We start from the raw sequence: 16,668 nt of genomic DNA, 5'->3' as shown, positions 1-16,668 counted from the left end.
TCGATGAACTGAAGCGATCTACTATCGAAACCTACTTAACTCATTGAATCTCAAGGAGTTTTCCGTTTCGACTGCGCCGGAAGTGGGGCGAATTATAGAGACTCAGAATCTGCCGTCAACACTTAATTTCGCTTTTCTTGAAAAACCTGCTTCTTACCCATCAAACGCGGGATCCGACGGGTCAAGGGAGGAATTCGCAGCGCTAGAAGGAAAACACCTATAAAGGCATAGATCGCCCACTCTTTGAGATCGGCACGTACGATCCATAACATATGCAGCAATCCCAACCCGAGAATCACATACACCAACCGGTGCAGCTTCTTCCAGCGGGTACCTAAACGGCGCTGGCTGTATCGGTTGGAGGTAACCGCCAATGCCAACAATCCCAGAAAACCCAAAGCACCCACAATAATGTAAGGACGCTTGCGCAGTTCGACGCCCAGTTGCGACCAGTCAAAACCGAGAATGAACGCCATATAGCTGCAAAGATGCAGAACCACATAGGCAAAACACCAAAGCCCCAACTGCCTGCGCACAGCAATCCACCCGGCCCACCCCGTAAGCTTCTGCAACGGCGTCATACTCAAGGTGATCAACAGCAACACCAATGTCCCGAGACCCAGTCGATCAACCAGGACTTTCCCGGGATCAGGCCCAAGCAGATCCGCAAAGGCCTGATAGAACCAGAACAGCGGCCATATTGCCGCAGCCAGGAAAACACCTACGCGCCAGATCGGATATCGCATCAGTAGTTCTTCCGCAGATCGAGCCCTGTATATAAAGAAGCGACCTCGTCCGCATAGCCGTTGAACATCTGCGTATCACGCACATTCGGCTTGAACAGGCTGTTGGGCAACCGCCTCTCCCGCGCCTGGGTCCAACGTGGATGGTCGACCGTAGGGTTCACATTCGCATAAAACCCGTACTCATCCGCCGCAATGCTCTGCCAGGTCGTCTTTGGCTGCTCGCTGACCAGACTGATCCGCACGATGGATTTGACGCTCTTGAATCCGTACTTCCAGGGCACCACCAGACGCAAAGGCGCACCGTTCTGATTGGGCAATTCGCGGCCATACATACCTACCGCAAGAATCGCCAAGGGATTCATCGCCTCATCCAGGCGCAAACCTTCAACATAGGGCCAGTCGATCAGGGCAAATCCCGAACGCTGTCCGGGCATGCTCTTCGGATCCTGCAAGGTTTCGAAGCGAATGTATTTGGCATTGGAAGTCGGTTCTACCTGCTTCAACAGCGCCGAGATGGGGAAACCAATCCAGGGAATCACCATCGACCACGCCTCAACACAACGAAGGCGATAGATGCGCTCTTCCAACTGGTAAGGCTTCATAAAGTCTTCCAGAGCATAACGCCCCGGCTTGCCCACCTCCCCGTCCACCACCACACTCCACGGTTCGGTTTTCAACGAACCGGCATTGGCCGCCGGGTCGCCCTTGTCGGTACCGAATTCATAGAAGTTGTTGTAATGGGTCGCGTCTTTGAAAGGTGTGATCGCCTCATCCTTGACGCTCACCACCCCCCATTTGACAGAGGGCAGTTTCTCGGCAAACCAGGCGGGCGCCTTTCCGGCTTCGACATCGGCATAGCGGGCAGCCTCTTCGGCACTGGCCCAGCGCGGCAAAGTGCTCATGGCCAAACCGGCCGCGGTTGCTCCGAGCAATTGACGGCGAGAGAGATAAATGGATTCAGGCGTGACGTCCGACTCATGGCAGTCGGACGCTTTGGGGACTTTGATCAGCATGGCAACTCCGCAGCTTTGGAGGACAGATGCACCATAGACTGCGGAGTATGAGGGAAATTACATCACTCGGCGTGTTTGTGACGACGAAGATGCAACAGATACTGCACCGGGCCCGACGCGGCATAAGCGAGGAACACCAGCAGCAGAATGCGAGGCGGATCGCTGAACACCACGGCAAACACCAGCACCACCGCCAGAATCGCCACGAAAGGCACGCGCCCCTTCAGATCCAGCTCCTTGAAGCTGTTGTATTTGATATTGCTGACCATCAGCATGCCGGCGGCCGCTACCATCAGCGCGACCAGGAACGACATCTTCGAACCCTGGATCCCGTAATCGCTGAACGCCCAGACAATGCCCGCAACAACGCCGGCAGCAGCCGGGCTGGCAAGACCGATGAAGTAGCGCTTGTCGGCGGTCCCCACCTGAGTGTTGAAACGCGCCAGACGCAACGCCGCACCCGCCACATAGATGAAGGCAACCATCCAGCCGACCTTGCCCATGTCACCCAGTGCCCAGCCGAAAGCCAGAAGCGCCGGCGCGACACCGAAGGCAACCATGTCCGACAACGAGTCGTACTCGGCACCGAACGCACTTTGGGTATTGGTCATGCGTGCCACGCGACCATCAAGGCCGTCGAGCACCATGGCGACGAAAATCGCGATGGCGGCAAAGGCGAAATACTTGCTCGCATTCGCCGCGTCCCCGGCACTCAAGGCAGCCTGGGCACTCATCGAGTTGATGATGGAATAAAACCCCGCGAACAGATTCGCAGTGGTGAACAGATTCGGCAGAAGATAGATACCACGATGCCGGACTTTACGGCCTTCTGCGTCATGCCCTTCTTCGATGTGCTCATCGATGGGCAGCAGGCTTTCGGCGTCTGAAGCCTGGTTCGGCTCTTCGGGACGTTCGCTCATGGACAGTACCTTGCAACGGATTGGACATTTTCGACAGGTGTCTGGGACGACGGTTCGGCCACAAACGATGCAGCTTTATACCAGAACCGCCGGCCCATACGAAAAAACGCGGCCGAGGCCGCGTTTTTTCATACAAGGTTCGACGACTTAGTTTTTGGCTTTGTCGACGATCTTGTTGGCACCGATCCACGGCATCATGGAGCGCAGCTGCTCGCCGATGATTTCGATACCGTGAGCGGCGTTGTTACGACGCTTGGCGGTCATCGAAGGGTAGCCGGTTGCGCCTTCGCTGATGAACATTTTGGCGTATTCGCCGTCCTGAATACGTTTCAGGGCGTTGCGCATGGCCTGACGGGATTCGGCGTTGATCACTTCCGGACCGGTCACGTACTCGCCGTATTCAGCGTTGTTGGAGATCGAGTAGTTCATGTTGGCGATGCCGCCTTCGTACATGAGGTCAACGATCAGCTTCAGTTCGTGCAGGCACTCGAAGTAGGCCATTTCCGGCGCATAGCCAGCTTCAACCAGAGTTTCGAAACCGGCTTTTACCAGTTCAACGGTACCACCGCACAGAACGGCTTGTTCGCCGAACAGGTCGGTTTCGGTCTCGTCCTTGAAGGTGGTTTCGATGATGCCGGTACGACCGCCACCAACGCCGGCGGCGTAGGACAATGCAACGTTCTTGGCGTTGCCCGAGGCGTCCTGATAGATCGCGATCAGGTCAGGGATACCGCCGCCTTTCACGAACTCGGAACGTACGGTGTGGCCCGGTGCTTTCGGCGCGATCATGATCACGTCGAGGTCGGCACGCGGAACAACCTGGTTGTAATGGATCGCGAAGCCGTGGGAGAAGGCCAGGGTGGCGCCTTTCTTGATGTTCGGCTCGATTTCGTTCTTGTACAGCTGGGACTGGAACTCGTCCGGGGTCAGGATCATGACCAGGTCGGCACCGGCAACAGCGGCAGCCACGTCGGTCACTTTCAGGCCGTGGGCTTCAGCCTTGGCAACGGTAGCCGAACCTTTACGCAGACCGACGGTAACGTCGACACCGGAATCTTTCAGGTTGCACGCCTGGGCGTGGCCCTGGGAGCCGTAACCGATGATGGCAACTTTCTTGCCCTGGATGATCGACAGGTCGCAGTCTTTATCGTAGAAAACTTTCATGAATTTCCCCTTTATATCCAGGCCGTTCAGGCCATTCGCTAATTTGGTTTAGATGCTGAGTACTTTGTCGCCGCGGGCAATACCGGTGACGCCACTGCGGACGGTCTCCAGAATCGATGCGGTGCCGATGGACTGAATGAAGCTGTCGAGCTTGTCGCTGGTACCGGTCAGTTGAACGGTATACACGCTGGCGCTGACGTCGACGATCTGTCCACGGTAAATATCGGTGGTGCGTTTGATCTCGGCGCGCTGGGCGCCAGTGGCCTTGACCTTGACCAGCATCAGTTCGCGCTCGATGTGAGCGCTTTCCGACAGGTCCACCAGCTTGACCACTTCGATCAGCTTGTTCAGGTTTTTGGTGATCTGCTCGATGATTTCATCGTGACCGACGGTGGTCAGCGTCAGACGCGACAGGGTCGGGTCTTCGGTTGGCGCCACGGTCAGGCTTTCGATGTTGTAGTTGCGCTGCGAGAACAGGCCGACTACGCGAGACAAAGCACCGGGTTCGTTTTCCAGAAGCAAGGAAATAATGTGCCGCATGATTAGGTACGCTCCGTCTTGCTCAGCCACATATCGCGCATCGAGCCGTCTTTGATCTGCATCGGATAGACGTGCTCGCTGGTGTCGACCGAAATGTCGATCACCACCAGGCGATTTTTCATGGCGAACGCCTCTTCCATCTTCGACTTCAAATCTTTCGATTCGGTGATGCGCACGCCGACGTGGCCATAGGCCTCGGCCAGCTTGACGAAGTCAGGCAAGGATTCCATGTAGGAGTGCGAGTGACGGCTGCCGTAACTCATGTCCTGCCACTGACGAACCATGCCCAGAACACCGTTGTTCAAGATGACGATCTTGACCGGCAAACCATATTGCAGGCAGGTCGACAGCTCCTGGATGTTCATCTGGATGCTGCCTTCACCGGTGACGCACGCAACATCGGTATCTGGGAAGCTCAAAGCGATACCCATCGCGGCCGGCAGACCGAAGCCCATCGTGCCCAGACCACCGGAGTTGATCCAGCGGTTCGGCTTGTTGAACTTGTAGTACTGCGCAGCAAACATCTGGTGCTGGCCCACGTCGGAGGTCACAAAGGCATCGCCCTTGGTCACTTCGCACAGGGTTTCGATCACGGTCTGTGGCTTGATCTTGCTGCCGTCGCCCTTGTCGTAAGGGAACAGGCCACGATCACCGCGCCACTCGTCAACCTGCTTCCACCAGCTGGCGACCGCTTCCTTGTTCGGGGTTTCGCCGATTTCCTTGAGGATCGCGACCATTTCAGTCAGGACGCTCTCCACCGGACCAACGATTGGCACGTCGGCCTTGATGGTCTTGGAAATCGAAGCCGGGTCGATGTCGATGTGAATGATCTTGGCGTTCGGGCAGAACTTCGGCGCGCCGTTGATCACGCGATCGTCGAAACGCGCACCGACCGCCAGGATCACGTCGGCATGGTGCATCGCCAGGTTAGCGGTGTAGCTGCCGTGCATGCCGAGCATGCCGATGAACTGACGGTCAGTGCCAGGGTAGGCACCCAGGCCCATCAAGGTATTGGTAACCGGCAGGTTGAGCATTTGCGCCAGTTCGGTCAGCGGCGCGGAGCCGTTGCCGAGAATCACGCCACCGCCGGAGTACAGCACGGGACGCTTGGCCGCCAGGAGCATTTCTGCCGCCTTGCGGATTTGCCCGGAGTGACCGCGAACGGCCGGGCTGTAGGAACGCAGTTTGGCTTTCTTCGGGAAGATGTATTCGAACTTCTCGGCCGGGTTGGTCATGTCTTTCGGGATATCGACCACGACCGGGCCCGGACGACCGGATTGCGCCAGGTAGAAGGCCTTCTTCATGACTTCCGGGATTTCCGAGGCGTGCTTGATCATGAAGCTGTGCTTCACGATCGGCCGGGAGATACCGATCATGTCGGTTTCCTGGAACGCGTCGGTACCGACCATGGTGCTTGGCACCTGACCGGAAATGATCACCATTGGAATCGAATCCATATAGGCGGTGGCGATACCGGTGATGGCGTTTGTGGCGCCTGGACCGGAAGTCACCAATACCACGCCGGCTTTACCGGTGGCACGGGCGTAGCCGTCAGCCATATGGGTAGCCGCTTGTTCGTGACGAACCAGGATGTGGGTTACTTCCGGTTCTTTGAACAGGGCATCGTAAACATGAAGGAGAGCACCACCCGGGTACCCGTAGATATATTTGACGCCTTCGTCACGCAAAAAGCGGACGAGCATCTCACCGCCAGATAAAAGCTCCACGTTGTTCACCTCTAAAACGCCAGAATACCGTCCACAAAAAGGCGAACGGGTCTTAATAGGTTTACTTCTCGGCAGAGCATGAGCGACGGTGGTCGCCGACTACGTCAGCACTGACTGAGCAAGTATTGGGATCGTCCCAAGTGTTGCGGGCCTTTCCCACCCAGCGCGAGGTAACGCGTTGCGGGTGTAACAGGTCGACGCGGATATGCGCCTCATGATCTGCCGAGAGGGTCTGCTTCTGGCAGTCCCTGTACAGCGGACTTTGGATTCTTCTGTTTCGCCCTCTGCAAGTCAAGCCGTCTATGTGCTTAATTGTGGGTAAGCACATGAGAACGCAAGAAAAAACCTGGAAACCGCTACTCTGTTAGCTTCAATTGCGCAGTTTTGCCAAGGAATCAGCATGCGAACGCTTCTCCTAATTCTGTTAATCAGCGCCAGCCCATGGTGCATGGCCGCTCAGATCTACAAATGGGTCGATGCCCAGGGCGTCACCCATTTCGATCAGCAGCCACCTCAGGGGCAGTCATCCACCGCCGTGGAGACGCCCTCCTCGCCCGCGCCAAAACCTGCCGCACTACCTGGCGGCGGAACGCTGGGCGATCAGAAAGCCATCGATGACAAGGTCAAGAAGCAAGTGGCCGAACAACAGAATCAACTCAAGGCATTTTGCGAACAGGCGCGCACGAATCTCGCGCAACTGCAGAACAATCCGCGCTTGAGGGAGGAGGTGGAGGGAGAACTGCGGCGTCTGAGCGACGACCAGCGACAGCAACGTACTGACGAGGCAAAGAAACAGATAGCGGAAAACTGCCAGTGACGACTGGCAGCTCCCGGTTCAGCGTGAAGCGGTGATCAGCAGGTCGAACTCTTTGAGCAACACCTGAAGCTGCCGATCCTTGCCCTGCAGGTTGCGTTGGGCAAAAACCATTTCGGCCATTTCCTGAATGCCCGAGGCATTGGGCAATGGCAGATCCTGTTCGAGGATCATCTTCATCCGCGGCAGGAAGATCCATTGCAACCACTGCTCGAAATCAAGCGTGTCGACCGAAAACGGCTCGACGCTGCTCAGGGCTTCGACCGAGGGCTGGACGTCATCCCACCAGCCCTGGGCGCGCAGTTCGCGCTCGATCAACAGCAATTGATCGGCGACTTTGGAGAAACGACTGTCCATCACAGCGAAACCTTGGCCTTCTGACGGGCCAGAGTGGCGCCGGCGGAATCACCTTGTTTCTCACGCGCCTGAGCGATCAATTCCCACAGACTGGCCTGCAAGTCCGGACGACCATTGGCCATGGTCAGTGCGCGACGAGCGGTCTGCTCGGCTTGCGGCGCATCGCCCTGGGCCATGCGCACCTGCGCCAGACGGTAAAGCACTTGCGGCTCGCGCGGTGCTACACGCTGCGCACGCTCCAGGCTGGAGGACGCGCCGTTGAGGTCGCCACCGGCCTGCTGCTGTTGCGCAGTGGTCAACAGAGCGAGAACCGGGCCATCCAGTTGTTCATCGGCAGACAGACCACCGCCGCTGCTGGCCGAAGGAATGCCGCTCGGCGTCGAAGGCATGCTGTAGCTGCCGGAGCTGATCGGCGCCGACTCGACCGCCGACGGGTTGTACGGCCCCGGCGTGATGCCGCCGGACGCCGGGCCCGGAACGATCGGCGAAGTGCTGATCGGCGCCGAAGCCGCTGCGCCGCCCGGCACCATCACTACCACACCGGTATCGCCTTGCGGGATCGCTTGGGTCTGGGCCTGTGCAGGACGTTTCACCGTCGTTTGACGGAAACCGCCATTGGCCGAAATGCGCTCGCTGTTGGACACGGCGGTGCCGGAATCCACGACCGGGATCGAACCACGCTGTACGGTGGAGCAGCCGCTGAGCAAAGCCACGGCGGTCACCGCTGGAATCAACCACTTGTTCACTTGAAACCCTCTTTGCTTAATTCATCCAGCCCTTGACCCAATCCATCACCGACTCGCCCGATGCCGGGCTTTCGCCCGCACAGGAGGCGCCGGGTGGCGGTTCGCTGCCGCGAATATACGGCATCTGCACGGCGCCCGGACAGTTGGCATCGGAGCCTTGGCCGGTACGCGAATCGACCCAGGCCTGCACCACGTTATCCGGCTGCGGCATGTCCAGCGGCAGCGGATCGGCCTTGCGCATGAAACTGGTCCAGACCTGCAACGCACCGGTGGCCCCGGTGAACGGCGTCTTGCCGTTGTCGTCGCGGCCGAGCCAGACTACCGCCAGCAGATCCTGGCTGAAGCCGGCAAACCAGCTGTCGCGCGAATCGTTACTGGTGCCGGTCTTGCCCGCCAGTGTCAGGGTTCTTGGCAACACGTTATAAACCGAACTGCCGGTGCCTTCACGCATGACCCGCTGCATGGCGTTCTGGATCAGGTAGATCGAGGCCGGGTCGAAACGCTGCTCGATCTGGAACGGATAACGCTTGAGCGGTTCGCCGTCGGCAGTCAGCACGCTGCGAATCCCGCGCATCGGCGTATTGAAACCACCGTTGGCAAGCGTCTGGTACATGGTCGCGACTTCAATCGGGGTCATTCCGCCCGCACCGAGCAGCATCGACGGGAACGCCGGAAACTCGCGGGTCACGCCCAGGCGACCCAGCGTCTTGAGGACATTCGGAACGCCAACCGCCAGACCGAGGCGCGAGGTCGACAGGTTGTAGGAATGTGCCAGCCCCTGATACAGGAACACCGTACCGTGGGAGCGACGGTCATAGTTCTGCGGTTTCCAGACCTGACCATCCGCACCCTTGATTGAAAGCGGCTCGTCCGACAGCCAACTGGTCAACGTGTACTGGCTCGGCTTTTCCAGTGCCGTCAGATAAACTGCCGGCTTGATCAGCGAGCCGATCGGCCGTACCGCATCCAGCGCGCGGTTGAACCCGGCAAAACTCGCCTGACGGCTGCCGATCATGGCCTGGACTTCGCCGGTTTCCGGGTTGGTAACGACCATCGCCGCTTCCACGTCGTCGGAGCCCTTGCGACCGGACAGGCGCTTGAAAGTGTCGTTGACCGACGCTTCGGCTTTCATCTGCAGAATCGGATCGAAGCTGGTGAAAATCCGCAGGCCTTCTTCGGTCAAGTCTTCGTCGCGGTAGTCTTCACGCAACTGGCGTTTGACCAGATCGATGAAGCCCGGAAACGAACTGTCGGCCAGCTTGCCGCGCGTGGTTACGCCCAGCGGCATTTTCTTCGCGGCAGCCACCTGCTCGGCGGAGGCGACACCCTGCTGCTCAAGCACATCGAGCACCAGATTGCGTCGCTCCAGCGCCCGCTCCGGGTTGCGACGCGGGTTGTAATAGGACGGCCCTTTGACCATGCCGACCAACAACGCGACCTGGTGCAGCTTCAGCTCAGACAAAGGCTGCGCAAAGAAAAACTGGCTGGCCAGACCGAAACCGTGCACCGCTCGCTGACCGTCCTGACCGACAAAGACTTCGTTGAGGTACGCCTCGAGGATTTCCTTTTTGTCGTAATGCAGCTCGAGCAGCATCGCCATCATCGCTTCGGTGAGCTTGCGGGTCAGGCTGCGTTCGTTGGTGAGGTAGAAGTTCTTGACCAGTTGCTGGGTCAGTGTACTGCCGCCCTGAGTCATCTTGCCGCCCGAGGTGTTGACCCAGACTGCGCGGGCAATCGATTTCGGCGATACGCCCCAGTGGCTGTAGAAATCCCGGTCTTCCACGGCGACCAGGGTTTCCAGCAGATACGGCGGCACCTGATCGAGCTTGATCAGAATCCGGTCTTCAAGATTTTTCGGGTAGATACCGCCGATCATCAGCGGCTCCAGGCGTACCACGGAGAGCTTTGAACCGTTGATCGCCGAGAGTTCGGCCACGTAATCGCCGGAGAACCGCACGCGCACTGGCTGCGGTTTCTCGAGGCCTTCATAGAATTGAAAGCCACGGGTATTCAGATCAACCGTGTTGCCATTGACCGCCGCCGCGCCGGGACCGTTGCTCACGGCTTCGCGGCGATAGCCCAGGGCATCGAGTTCGGTGAGGAAATCGTCCTTGCTCAGCTTTTGTCCGACGAACAGCTCGAGCGGACGCGCGTACACCTTGGCCGGGATGGTCCAGCGCTTGCCGGAGAACTTCTCCTGCACCACGGCATCGAGGTAAACGGCGAAGCCGGCCAGCACCACAAGGCCGACCAGACTGAGTTTAAGGGCCCAGCCCAACCATGGGCGCAGGCCCCGGGAAGCTGGTTTTTTAGGGGAACGGGGGGATCGAGTACGAGTCATGGCGGCGGATTATACGCACTTTATTCATACTCAACAGGAGCGCTCCGAGGTTTGCGTCGGGCTGGCGAGCGGCCATAATGAGCGCCTTGAATTTCCCCCAGTCTCTGAAGGATCGTCCGTGAGCCAGTCCCTGATCGCTGCCCTGCAAAACCCGGCCCTCTACCCGCATCCCGTCGAAGGGTTCCAGGTCATCGAAACCCATATCTCGTGGGTGCTGCTCACCGGTCCCTACGCTTATAAAGTGAAGAAACCGGTGAATTTCGGATTCCTCGACTTCACCAGCCTCGACTCCCGCGAGCACTTCTGCGGTGAAGAGCTGCGCCTGAACCAGCGCCTGACCGAAGATTTGTATCTGGAAGTGATTCCAGTGACCGGCAGCGCCGAAGCCCCGCAACTGGGTGGCGAAGGCCCGGCCATCGAATACGTGCTGAAAATGCGCCAGTTCCCGCAGACCGGCCTGCTCAGCACCCTGCAAGCCAACGGCGAGCTGACCACCGCGCACATCGACGCGATGGCCGAGCAGATCGCCCGCTTCCACCTCAACGCGCCGAAAGTCCCGGCCGAACACGATGCCGGCACGCCTGAAAGCGTGATGGCGCCGGTGCGTCAGAACTTCGAACAGATCCTGCCTTTCCTCAGCGACAAGAACGACCTGCTGCAACTCGACGCCCTGCAAGCGTGGGCGGAAAGCAGCTTCGATCGCCTCAAGCCGCTGTTCGCCCAGCGCAAGGCCGACGGCTTCACTCGCGAGTGCCACGGTGACATTCACCTGGGCAACGCCACGTTGATCGACGGCAAAGTCGTGATCTTCGACTGCATCGAATTCAACGAACCGTTCCGCTTCACCGACGTCTGGGCCGACACCGGTTTCCTGGCAATGGACCTGGAAGACCGTGGCCTGAAATCCCTCGCCCGTCGTTTCATCAGCCAATACCTGGAACTGACCGGCGACTATCAAGGCCTGGAAGTGCTGAACTTCTACAAGGCTTACCGCGCCCTGGTGCGTGCGAAGGTTGCACTGTTCAGCATGCCGGCCGATGCCACTCCGGTGCAGCGTGCTACCACCCTGCGCCAGTACCGCAACTACGCCAACCTGGCGGAAAGCTACAGCACCATTCCTTCGCGCTTCATGGCGATCACCCATGGCGTTTCCGCGGTCGGTAAAAGCCACGTGGCCATGCGTCTGGTGGAAGCGCTGGGCGCGATCCGCCTGCGCTCCGATGTCGAGCGCAAACGCCTGTTCGGCGAGCAAACCGTTGCCAATGATGTTCAGGCCGGGATCTACAGCGCCGATGCCAGCACCGCGACTTATGCTCGCCTGCATGAAATCGCCGAAGTGATCCTGCACGCCGGTTTCCCGGTGGTGATCGACGCCACTTACCTCAAGCGCGAACAACGCGACAACGCCGCCAAGGTTGCCGAAGCCACCGGCGCGCCATTCCTGATCCTCGACTGCAATGCTCCGCAGGCAGTGATCGAGAGCTGGCTGGCGATTCGTCAGGCAGACAAAAAGGATCCGTCCGACGCGACCCTCGCCGTGATCGAAGCACAACAGGCCAACCGCGAAGCCCTGACGCCGGAAGAAATCCTGCGCAGCAAACGCGTGCAGACCAATGAATCCGGCACCCTGGATACCGTCGTGGCGCAAATCCGCCAGCGTCTGCCCGGCCTGTAAGAAACTATTTCGGCCGTGAAGCCCTCGCTCGCTTCACGGCCGTCAAATAGTGGCACTATACTGGCGTCATAAAACCAACAGGTGATTTGACATGAGCCAGCCGAAACTTCTCGACACCCCGCTTTATGCCTTGCTGCACAAAGACGACATCACAGGTTTCAACAATGAACGGCCGAAAGACGGCCCGATCGACATGGTCGGCGGTGATTTTCGTGGTCTCGACCTACGCGAACTGAACGCCGATGGCGTGGATTTCCGGGACGCCTACTTCCGTTCCGCCGACCTGCGCGGCATCGACTTTCGCAACGCTTCGCTGGAGGGCGCGAGCCTGGCCCACGCGCAGATTTCCGGTGCCTACTTCCCGCCGGAGCTGAGTGCCGACGAAATCCTGATGTCGATGAATTTCGGTACGCGCCTGCGTTATCGCACTCGCTGAAGCTTTTAAAAACCTGAACCGTCCAGCGCCCCCGCTTTGCGCTGGACTGCGTGCTGTTGGTAATTCCCCCTCGCCCTGCTCCGTGCAGATTCATCAGCGAAAAACTGACGTTTCTTAGAAGCGTTTGCGTCGAACCCGACCAAACAACCACGCTTTTCCTACTGATGGCTACACTCCTGAGAAGCTCGCCCACGCACCATTCGGCCGTCGCAAGGAGGCTTGATGAATGATGAACTGCAACACCTGAAGAATCTTGGCAAGACGTCGGCGCAATGGCTGCATGCCGTGGGCATCCATAGCGCCTCCGACTTGCGTCGCCTGGGCGCGGTGGATGCCTATCGCGCCGTGCGTACCCGCGGGTTCCGGGCGTCGAAGGTGTTGTTGTACGCGATCGAAGGAGCACTGATGGATGTGCACTGGAACGACATACCCGCCGAACGCAAGGATGCGCTGAACAAGCAGTTGGAAGCCATTTCCTCTCGCCACAAGAACTGACGGGCACTGACCGCCATGTACCTGCTCGGGGAACAATCGGCCAAGGCCGATGCATTGATCAACCACTTGCAGAGCTTGCCTGCGCAATGGCTCGAAGGCCTGGCGCCGTGCGGGCCGGCGCTGGAACTGGAAGCCACGGATGATTTGCTGACACGCTTGCCGGACGACCAATTGTTCTTGCTCATGCAAGGTGTCATCACCGGCAGAGTGAGCGGTCGCGGTCTGTTCTATTGGCATGAGGGGGACCTCATCGGCCTGCAGCAGGGGCCGGAATGGGCTGATTGCGCCTTGGGCACGGATAACCCGCTGACGTTGCTGCCCTATCGACGAAGTGATTTGTTTCAGCATGTGTATAGCGATTCATCTCGCTCGGAGCAGTTTCTGCGCTACCTGCTGGGGCAAATGGCGCTGCTGGCCCACGCCGTTGCCGAGTTCAAGCCACGTGAGTTTCGCAGCACCAATGGGTTCAAGCGTGTCGAGGCCGGAGACGTTCTGATACGCCAGGGCGATGTCGCTGACCATGTATTCGTGATTATCGAAGGACACGCCGAAGCCTTTGTTAATGGGCACAAGGTAGGCGATGTGCCCAAGGATGAGATCTTCGGCGCAATGGCTGTATTCACTGGCGAACCGCGCAACGCAACGGTCATTACCCGGGAAGCGAGCACGGTGATGCTGATTCCCGGCGATCAGTTTCTGAGCATGACCCGCACCAATCCGAAAATCGCCCACAGCCTGATCGAAAGCATGGCGCGGCGTATCGACCAGCTCAACAAGCAGCTCACGGGATTTAACAGCCAGAACTGAAGCCCTGTTCACGGGGCGTTTACGCCATTGCCGGGACAAAACGACAGAAATGAAAAAACAGCAGTTGACTCGCTAATGAGAATCGCTATGATTATCACAACTGATCGCGAGATCAGTCGATATTCTGAAAAGCCCTTGGTTCGGACTCTCAGATTATCTCCTCATCAGGCTAATCACGGTTATTTGACCCGGTTTTTACCGGGTCTTTTTTTGCCTGTGGAAAAGTCATTCCTTGCCGAACTGCTTACGCATCTGCGCGCAATAATCCGGTTTCGGCGTGGCTGGGGTGAGCCAGACATAATCAGCCATCGCCGCCGTAACCCCACTGCCCTGCTCCGCCAGCATCAACACCGTCGGCGCTTGCGGCGCGCCCAGATCCAGCACATGCAGCGGCACCCCGACATCTTTGCGCGCGTGATACGCACCCGCCAGTAACAAGGCAGGCGCAGGCGCTGCCAGCAAACGCGAGGCCATGCGCCGATCCCGCTGTTGCTGAACGGCCAGCATCGCCGGCATTTGTGATGACGGCAGCAAGCCGCAGTGAGAATCGCCGATCTGCTCCAACAGCGTCTCTTTCACAGATTTGGCATTGCTGCGCTCACCGCTCAGAACCGGAGGATCGCGATAGAACGCGCGGATTTCGATGTTATCGAGGTTCGCCGCCAGCAACGGCCAGGATTGCGTCAGGGCGAACCGCACAATCGGGCCGTAGAGATTCCAGTCCCAACCGTCCTGCCAGGCCAATGCAGCAGGAAGATCAGCCGGTGGCGTTGACGCATGTCGTACGTCATCAACCCGCGACTGTTGATCGGGTGTCAGCATTTCCAACAGGAGACTGCCCTGGGGCCGCGCCTTTTCCAGGTTCTGTAACAGCCACAATTGAAGGGCATGGTGATCAGCGTTGTCATGCTGCTCACCAACAATCACCTGCGATGGACTGCTCAACCGAGCCAGTAATTGCTGCGCCGTCAGATGCTCGCCGCTGCGCAAATCACGGATCTCGCCCACGACCGGGGGCGCCGCAACATGCTGGCAACCTGCAAGCCACAACACCGCCAACAGCAAAATCCCGCGCATACACTCACCTCGATGACGAAATCAGCGGGCGATGATCAGCGGATGCCCGCGCTCCGGGTGCGGCTGCACCAGCACTTCCAGACCGAACACCGCCTTCAGCGATTCCGGACGCAATACCTGCTGCGGCGTGCCCAGCGCAACCGGGCGCCCGCCTTCCAGCAGCAGGATGCGATCACAATAGCGCGCCGCCAGATTCAGATCATGCAGGATCACCAGCACCGCCGCGCCGCGATCGGCAAATTCGCGCACCGCTTGCAGCGTCGTGTGTTGATGCAACGGATCAAGCATCGAGGTCGGCTCATCAAGCAGCAGAGTCTGCCCCGCCTGCCCCGGCCAGAGTTGCGCCAGCACCCGCGCCAGATGCACCCGTTGACGCTCGCCGCCGGACAGCGCCAGATAACTGCGGCCACTCAGGTGTCCGGCATCGGCCGCCCGTAATGCGGCAGCGACGATCTCGTCGTCGCGCACCCGCCCGCTCTGATAAGGCAGACGCCCCATGCCGACCACTTCCTCAACACGAAAGGCGAAATCCAGGGTCGACACCTGCGGCAGCACCGCCAGCCGCTGGGCGCGCTGAGTGCCTCTCCAATGACTCAAGGCCTCACCGTCCAGCAGCACTTCCCCCTCGTGCGCGCTCAACTCACCGCACAACGCGCCGAGCAAGGTACTTTTACCGGCGCCATTCGGCCCCAACACGCCAAGCACTTCGCCCGGTTCGAGTTGCAGGCTGACATCGGCCAGAACGGTCTTGCGGCCACGGCGGATGTGCAGATTGTGCGCACGCAGCATCAGGCACGCCCTCGCAGCAACAGATAAAGGAAGAACGGCGCGCCGATGAATGCGGTGACGATACCGATCGGCAACTCTGCCGGCGCCAGTGCCAGACGTGCAACCAGATCCGCCAGCAGCAACAGACTGGCGCCGGCCAGCACCGACGCCGGCAGCAATACCCGGTGATCCGGCCCGGCGAGCAAGCGCACCAGATGCGGCACCACCAGCCCGACGAAACCGATCATCCCTGCCGCCGCCACCGCCGCACCGACACCCAGCGCCGTGCAAAACACCAGCTCGCGCTTGAGCCGTTCGACATCGATCCCCAGATGCCCGGCTTCCGACTCGCCGAGCAACAATGCATTGAGTGCCGTCGCCCGACGCGGAAGCCAAAGTGCAACACCGGCAGTGATGATCAGCAGCGGCCACAACCGCGCATAGCTCGCGCCGTTAAGGCTGCCCAGGTTCCAGAACGTCAACGTGCGCAATGTGGCGTCGTCGGCCAGATAGGTAAACAGCCCCACCGCCGAACTGGCCAGCGCGGTCAGGGCAATCCCCGCCAGCAACATGGTCGCCACGTTGGTCTGCCCGTTGCGGCGGCCGAGTCGATAGACCAGCGCAGTTACGCCAAGGCCACCGAGAAACGCACAAACCGACAGCAGATAAGGCCCGAACCACTCTGGCAGCCCGCCAAAAAACGAGCCGCCGACGATCGCCACCGCCGCGCCCAGCGCCGCGCCACTGGAGACCCCCACCAACCCCGGATCGGCCAGCGGATTGCGAAACAGCCCCTGCATCGCCACACCGGACAGGGCAAGCACGCCGCCGACTGCCAGCCCGAGCATCGTACGCGGCAGACGAATCTGCCCGAGAATCAGTTCAGCCTGCTCCAGCCCGTCCGGCGCCAGCGGCACACCGATCATGCGCAGCGCAGCGCGCAAGGTATCGAACAACGGCAGACTGACCGGCCCCAATGCAAGAGACAGCCAGATCGCCAGCAGACACAGCAGGATCAGGCCGATGAACAAGCCACGGGGTT

Annotated in this window: 17 protein-coding genes; 5 read left to right on the top strand and 12 right to left on the bottom strand. The window is 59.4% G+C overall.

All coding sequences use genetic code 11. From position 1 onward, the window contains the following. Positions 1–122 precede the first annotated feature (122 nt). The 6 genes from msrQ to CAG25_RS19125 form a co-directional block, all read right to left on the bottom strand. A complete protein-coding gene (msrQ, locus tag CAG25_RS19150) occupies positions 123–746 on the bottom strand; it encodes a protein-methionine-sulfoxide reductase heme-binding subunit MsrQ (RefSeq protein ID WP_064599436.1) in 624 nt (207 codons plus the stop codon). Continuing rightward, positions 746–1,759: a protein-methionine-sulfoxide reductase catalytic subunit MsrP gene (gene msrP / locus CAG25_RS19145; RefSeq protein WP_085612654.1), complete on the bottom strand. Its 1,014-nt coding sequence runs from the start codon at positions 1,757–1,759 to the stop codon at positions 746–748. The genes msrQ and msrP overlap by 1 nt, the downstream gene beginning before the upstream one ends. A 62-nt stretch (positions 1,760–1,821) precedes the next feature. Next, positions 1,822–2,679, bottom strand: coding sequence for a CDP-diacylglycerol--serine O-phosphatidyltransferase (gene pssA, locus CAG25_RS19140; RefSeq protein ID WP_039771608.1), 858 nt, complete (start codon positions 2,677–2,679; stop codon positions 1,822–1,824). A 147-nt stretch (positions 2,680–2,826) separates the two neighbouring features. Continuing rightward, complete coding sequence (gene ilvC, locus CAG25_RS19135; RefSeq protein WP_007959661.1) at positions 2,827–3,843, bottom strand: ketol-acid reductoisomerase; 1,017 nt, start codon at positions 3,841–3,843, stop codon at positions 2,827–2,829. A 48-nt stretch (positions 3,844–3,891) separates the two neighbouring features. Beyond that, positions 3,892–4,383: an acetolactate synthase small subunit gene (gene ilvN, locus CAG25_RS19130; protein WP_003205610.1), complete on the bottom strand. Its 492-nt coding sequence runs from the start codon at positions 4,381–4,383 to the stop codon at positions 3,892–3,894. A gap of 2 nt (positions 4,384–4,385) precedes the next feature. Continuing rightward, positions 4,386–6,110, bottom strand: a complete 1,725-nt coding sequence (locus CAG25_RS19125; RefSeq protein WP_085612659.1) for an acetolactate synthase 3 large subunit — start codon at positions 6,108–6,110, stop codon at positions 4,386–4,388. 400 nt (positions 6,111–6,510) lie between these two features. Here CAG25_RS19125 and CAG25_RS19120 point away from each other — a divergent pair, with 400 nt between their 5' ends. Then, positions 6,511–6,927, top strand: a complete 417-nt coding sequence (locus CAG25_RS19120) for a DUF4124 domain-containing protein (protein ID WP_085612653.1) — start codon at positions 6,511–6,513, stop codon at positions 6,925–6,927. 18 nt (positions 6,928–6,945) lie between these two features. Here the strand turns inward: CAG25_RS19120 and CAG25_RS19115 are convergent, their stop codons facing one another. From CAG25_RS19115 to mrcB, 3 genes are read right to left on the bottom strand one after another with little or no spacing between them, the layout of a single operon-like run. Then, positions 6,946–7,281: a YqcC family protein gene (locus CAG25_RS19115; protein ID WP_064599443.1), complete on the bottom strand. Its 336-nt coding sequence runs from the start codon at positions 7,279–7,281 to the stop codon at positions 6,946–6,948. Continuing rightward, positions 7,281–8,027 (bottom strand): hypothetical protein, encoded by a 747-nt coding sequence (locus CAG25_RS19110; protein WP_064599445.1) that lies wholly within the window; start codon positions 8,025–8,027, stop codon positions 7,281–7,283. The genes CAG25_RS19115 and CAG25_RS19110 overlap by 1 nt, the downstream gene beginning before the upstream one ends. A 16-nt stretch (positions 8,028–8,043) precedes the next feature. Continuing rightward, positions 8,044–10,368, bottom strand: coding sequence for a penicillin-binding protein 1B (gene mrcB, locus CAG25_RS19105; protein ID WP_085612652.1), 2,325 nt, complete (start codon positions 10,366–10,368; stop codon positions 8,044–8,046). A 118-nt stretch (positions 10,369–10,486) separates the two neighbouring features. Between mrcB and CAG25_RS19100 the strand changes: the two genes are divergently transcribed. From CAG25_RS19100 to CAG25_RS19085, 4 genes are all read left to right on the top strand, one after another. Further along, positions 10,487–12,043 (top strand): bifunctional aminoglycoside phosphotransferase/ATP-binding protein, encoded by a 1,557-nt coding sequence (locus CAG25_RS19100; protein ID WP_085612651.1) that lies wholly within the window; start codon positions 10,487–10,489, stop codon positions 12,041–12,043. A gap of 91 nt (positions 12,044–12,134) precedes the next feature. Further along, positions 12,135–12,479, top strand: a complete 345-nt coding sequence (locus tag CAG25_RS19095; RefSeq protein WP_007959639.1) for a pentapeptide repeat-containing protein — start codon at positions 12,135–12,137, stop codon at positions 12,477–12,479. 222 nt (positions 12,480–12,701) lie between these two features. Next, positions 12,702–12,974, top strand: a complete 273-nt coding sequence (locus CAG25_RS19090; protein ID WP_003228231.1) for a TfoX/Sxy family protein — start codon at positions 12,702–12,704, stop codon at positions 12,972–12,974. A gap of 15 nt (positions 12,975–12,989) precedes the next feature. Then, on the top strand, positions 12,990–13,781 hold the full coding sequence (locus tag CAG25_RS19085) for a Crp/Fnr family transcriptional regulator (protein WP_085612650.1): 792 nt from the start codon (positions 12,990–12,992) through the stop codon (positions 13,779–13,781). Between the two features lie 225 nt (positions 13,782–14,006). Here CAG25_RS19085 and CAG25_RS19080 read toward each other — a convergent pair whose 3' ends face one another. The 3 genes from CAG25_RS19080 to CAG25_RS19070 are packed head-to-tail and all read right to left on the bottom strand — an operon-like array spanning position 14,007 to position 16,630. Beyond that, positions 14,007–14,858 carry a ChaN family lipoprotein gene (locus CAG25_RS19080; protein ID WP_085612649.1) on the bottom strand — a complete coding sequence of 284 codons (852 nt, stop codon included), beginning with the start codon at positions 14,856–14,858 and terminating at the stop codon, positions 14,007–14,009. A 21-nt stretch (positions 14,859–14,879) separates the two neighbouring features. After that, complete coding sequence (locus tag CAG25_RS19075) at positions 14,880–15,647, bottom strand: heme ABC transporter ATP-binding protein (protein WP_085612648.1); 768 nt, start codon at positions 15,645–15,647, stop codon at positions 14,880–14,882. Next, on the bottom strand, positions 15,647–16,630 hold the full coding sequence (locus tag CAG25_RS19070; protein WP_178076486.1) for an iron ABC transporter permease: 984 nt from the start codon (positions 16,628–16,630) through the stop codon (positions 15,647–15,649). Before CAG25_RS19070 ends, CAG25_RS19075 begins: the two co-directional genes overlap by 1 nt. Between the last annotated feature and the right edge of the window lie 38 nt (positions 16,631–16,668).

It is taken from the genome of Pseudomonas sp. B16(2017), assembly GCF_002113205.1.
GTDB classification, from domain to species: Bacteria; Pseudomonadota; Gammaproteobacteria; order Pseudomonadales; family Pseudomonadaceae; genus Aquipseudomonas; species Aquipseudomonas pharyngis.
Note: the sequence above shows the minus strand (reverse complement) of the source record. Positions and strands in the feature narration are given on the sequence as shown.

What these genes read in the sequence shown, in the direction of transcription:
- msrQ (WP_064599436.1), bottom strand. Translation starts at nt 746, where the DNA reads ATGCGATATCCGATCTGGCGCGTAGGTGTTTTCCTGGCTGCGGCAATA.
- msrP (WP_085612654.1), bottom strand. Translation starts at nt 1,759, where the DNA reads ATGCTGATCAAAGTCCCCAAAGCGTCCGACTGCCATGAGTCGGACGTC.
- pssA (WP_039771608.1), bottom strand. Translation starts at nt 2,679, where the DNA reads ATGAGCGAACGTCCCGAAGAGCCGAACCAGGCTTCAGACGCCGAAAGC.
- ilvC (WP_007959661.1), bottom strand. Translation starts at nt 3,843, where the DNA reads ATGAAAGTTTTCTACGATAAAGACTGCGACCTGTCGATCATCCAGGGC.
- ilvN (WP_003205610.1), bottom strand. Translation starts at nt 4,383, where the DNA reads ATGCGGCACATTATTTCCTTGCTTCTGGAAAACGAACCCGGTGCTTTG.
- CAG25_RS19120 (WP_085612653.1), top strand. Translation starts at nt 6,511, where the DNA reads ATGCGAACGCTTCTCCTAATTCTGTTAATCAGCGCCAGCCCATGGTGC.
- CAG25_RS19115 (WP_064599443.1), bottom strand. Translation starts at nt 7,281, where the DNA reads ATGGACAGTCGTTTCTCCAAAGTCGCCGATCAATTGCTGTTGATCGAG.
- mrcB (WP_085612652.1), bottom strand. Translation starts at nt 10,368, where the DNA reads ATGACTCGTACTCGATCCCCCCGTTCCCCTAAAAAACCAGCTTCCCGG.
- CAG25_RS19095 (WP_007959639.1), top strand. Translation starts at nt 12,135, where the DNA reads ATGAGCCAGCCGAAACTTCTCGACACCCCGCTTTATGCCTTGCTGCAC.
- CAG25_RS19090 (WP_003228231.1), top strand. Translation starts at nt 12,702, where the DNA reads ATGAATGATGAACTGCAACACCTGAAGAATCTTGGCAAGACGTCGGCG.
- CAG25_RS19085 (WP_085612650.1), top strand. Translation starts at nt 12,990, where the DNA reads ATGTACCTGCTCGGGGAACAATCGGCCAAGGCCGATGCATTGATCAAC.
- CAG25_RS19080 (WP_085612649.1), bottom strand. Translation starts at nt 14,858, where the DNA reads ATGCGCGGGATTTTGCTGTTGGCGGTGTTGTGGCTTGCAGGTTGCCAG.
- CAG25_RS19075 (WP_085612648.1), bottom strand. Translation starts at nt 15,647, where the DNA reads ATGCTGCGTGCGCACAATCTGCACATCCGCCGTGGCCGCAAGACCGTT.